Origin of the sequence: Novosphingobium sp., from assembly GCF_036733805.1 — a bacterium.
GTDB lineage: Bacteria > Pseudomonadota > Alphaproteobacteria > Sphingomonadales > Sphingomonadaceae > Novosphingobium.
In genome coordinates this window covers 1-2,380 of the sequence record NZ_DAIMZT010000099.1, presented here as the reverse complement: position 1 = coordinate 2,380, position 2,380 = coordinate 1, and the positions used below count along the sequence as shown (strand labels likewise).

The following is a 2,380-nucleotide window of genomic DNA, read 5'->3' as shown; positions in this document are numbered from 1 at the left end:
GCCGATCAGCCTGCGCGCCGCATGGGCAAGGTCCGCGCCGGTCATCGCACCGGACCCGGATAGCGGACCAGCAGGTCATTGCCGGGCAGGAACGGCTCTCCCCGGAAGTTGGCGGCATTGCTGAAGCGGGCGGCGCAGGTATTGAGTGTATGATCGCAACCTTCGCGCAGCATGGCGCGGGCGCCGAGCGGGGTGCGCGCGTCGATCGGTATGTCGAGCAGGAGACCGCCCGCCCCATCGCCGGCCATGATCCCCATCGCGATACCCGTCTGGGGGCCGTCCAGCCAGCGCAGCATACCGCCTGCACAATTCGCCGGGTCAAGCGCTTGCGCGAAAGTCGCTGCGTTTGAGAATGCGTCAAACGACGCCAGCGTGACTTCGTGCGTGTAGCGTTGCGGGTTGAGATTGCATCCCGGCCCGCAGAACGCGGCTCGGCAGGCCGGACTGGTGCGCGGCACCGCGTCGCGCTGCAATTCCGCCTTGCGAGAGATCAGCTCGGCCGAGAAGCCGCCGTCCTCTTCCGTTAAGGCGCCGATTGCGCCGGCATAGATCACTGCATTTTCCATCGTTTTCCAATCGACCAGGCCGATGCGCACTTGAGCGCCGTCGAAGCGACCGGCTATGAGATCCTTCGCAGCAATCGACTCATGCGTGATCGCGCCGCGCACTTCGGCGCTGTCCGGTTCCAGATCGGCGGACCTGCGGATCGAGGAGGGGATCATGCCGGGCGATGCACGGTGCAGTACCCCATCGAACCACAAGTCGCGGTCATGCGTGGTAAAGCCCAGCGTGACACCGTCAGCCCGCAACACGCGCCAGAACGTGGCGACGGTTTCGGCCTCGTCCTTGAACCAGACCCTGCTCATGCGGCCTCGCGGATTTCGACAACGGGTACGCTGGGCGCTTCGCCAGCGGCGACAGCTGCGCCGGTGATTTCCAACTGATCCTCGGCAAAGCGCACCGGGACGTCGAACAGAAAACCCGCGTGCACCAAGCTGCCAGGGGGCGGCGGAGCATCGAAGGCGATTACCCCGCCCCGGTCGAGAGTCCAGTTCCCCACTTGCACCGTCCCGTTCACGGAAACGAGGATGGTTTCGAACTCTGGGCGAGTGATCCGGCGCACTTGTGCATCCGCGCCCGGCCCGTAACGCTTTACCAGTGCGAAGGTGGTTCTGAGCCCGTTACCCGTTCCCAGTTCCTGATCGAAAGGTGTGGGCGCGCCGGTCATGCCGTTGGAGCTGTGATCCGATGGATCGCGCAGGCGAAAGCCGCGCGCAGGGCCGCGCCGGGCGCGATAGAAGGCGATCAGCTCGCCCAGCTCAGCCTCTGATCGCACGCCCGGCCCCACATCAAAGCGCAGTCGCGCGTTCGACCACAGGCTGTTGCGCCGCTCAAAGCCGGAGGCGGTCACTGAAACGCTGGTTGAGAACTCGGATATCACCGTGGCATCCAGTCCCAGGGCCAGCGGGTAGGGCACATCGTCGAAAGCCTGCATGTCGTCGGCTCCTGAGTGGTCGGTAGGGGGAAGGCGCACGTAACCGTCGCGCGCGATCTGCGGCAGCGCCCAGACCACGATCTCGTGCGGGGCTCGGGCCCTCGCCTCATCGATCCCGGCGTCGATCCGCACCCATTGGTCGCGGGCGGAGGGGGCGGGCACGAAGCCGGCCAGATAGTCCTGGTCCGGCGACGGATAGTTCAACCGTTCGTTCACTTCGGCATAAGCGGCGCGGCGCAGGCCGTCAGCGCCGGCGGTGAGCCAGTCGTAATCCTCCACCTGCAATCGGTCGAAAGCCGGCGCGGCCCAGCCGAGCGGCAGGTTTGCGCGCTTGAGGTGAGGCATGTCCGGCGCGAGCAGCGTGGGAGTGAAGATCAGCGCCAGCGCTTCGACCGGCAGGGGCGAGACGGCGCCGCGCACCGTGCTGATGAGGGCGGCAGTCGACTGCGCCAGGACCGCGCCGGCGGTATCAAGCAAGGCCGTTTGCTCTGTGCTCAGCTCCGCTCGCATATCGGAAATGACCGGCGGTGCGCCTCCGAAAGCGGCGAGAGCGGCGGCGTCGTAAAGGCAGATCCGGCCATCGGGAAAAGTCCACCACCACGGCTCCCCGACTTGAAAGCGGACAGGCACGCCCGCTTCGCTCATCAGCATGGCCAGTTCCGTCGCCACGGATCGCAGCCAGGCCATCGCCGTCCCATTAGCGGGGGAGAGCAAGGTGGAGGGCGGATCCCACCCGGTCCGCGCCGGGTTGCCGAGATGATCGCGTTGCTTCCATTCCGGCGGGCAATGCTGGTCGAGGAGTTCGTAGGAGAGTGAGGCTACCGGGCTGAAACCCATTCTGGCACATTCGGCGAAGAACGCGCGGTGCCAGGCGCGCGCGGGCAT

2 protein-coding genes are annotated in these 2,380 nt (G+C 66.3%); both read right to left on the bottom strand.

The window, feature by feature from the left end; all coding sequences use genetic code 11:
- Positions 1-41 precede the first annotated feature (41 nt).
- Positions 42-866 carry a DUF2163 domain-containing protein gene (locus V7D69_RS15065; RefSeq protein ID WP_324063610.1) on the bottom strand — a complete coding sequence of 275 codons (825 nt, stop codon included), beginning with the start codon at positions 864-866 and terminating at the stop codon, positions 42-44.
- On the bottom strand, positions 863-2,380 hold a 1,518-nt coding region (locus tag V7D69_RS15060; protein WP_333606206.1), incomplete at its 5' end, for a DUF2460 domain-containing protein. The genes V7D69_RS15065 and V7D69_RS15060, both read right to left, overlap by 4 nt.

Excerpts from the sequence above, each read along its gene's own strand:
- V7D69_RS15065 (WP_324063610.1), bottom strand. The coding sequence starts at position 866 with ATGAGCAGGGTCTGGTTCAAGGACGAGGCCGAAACCGTCGCCACGTTC.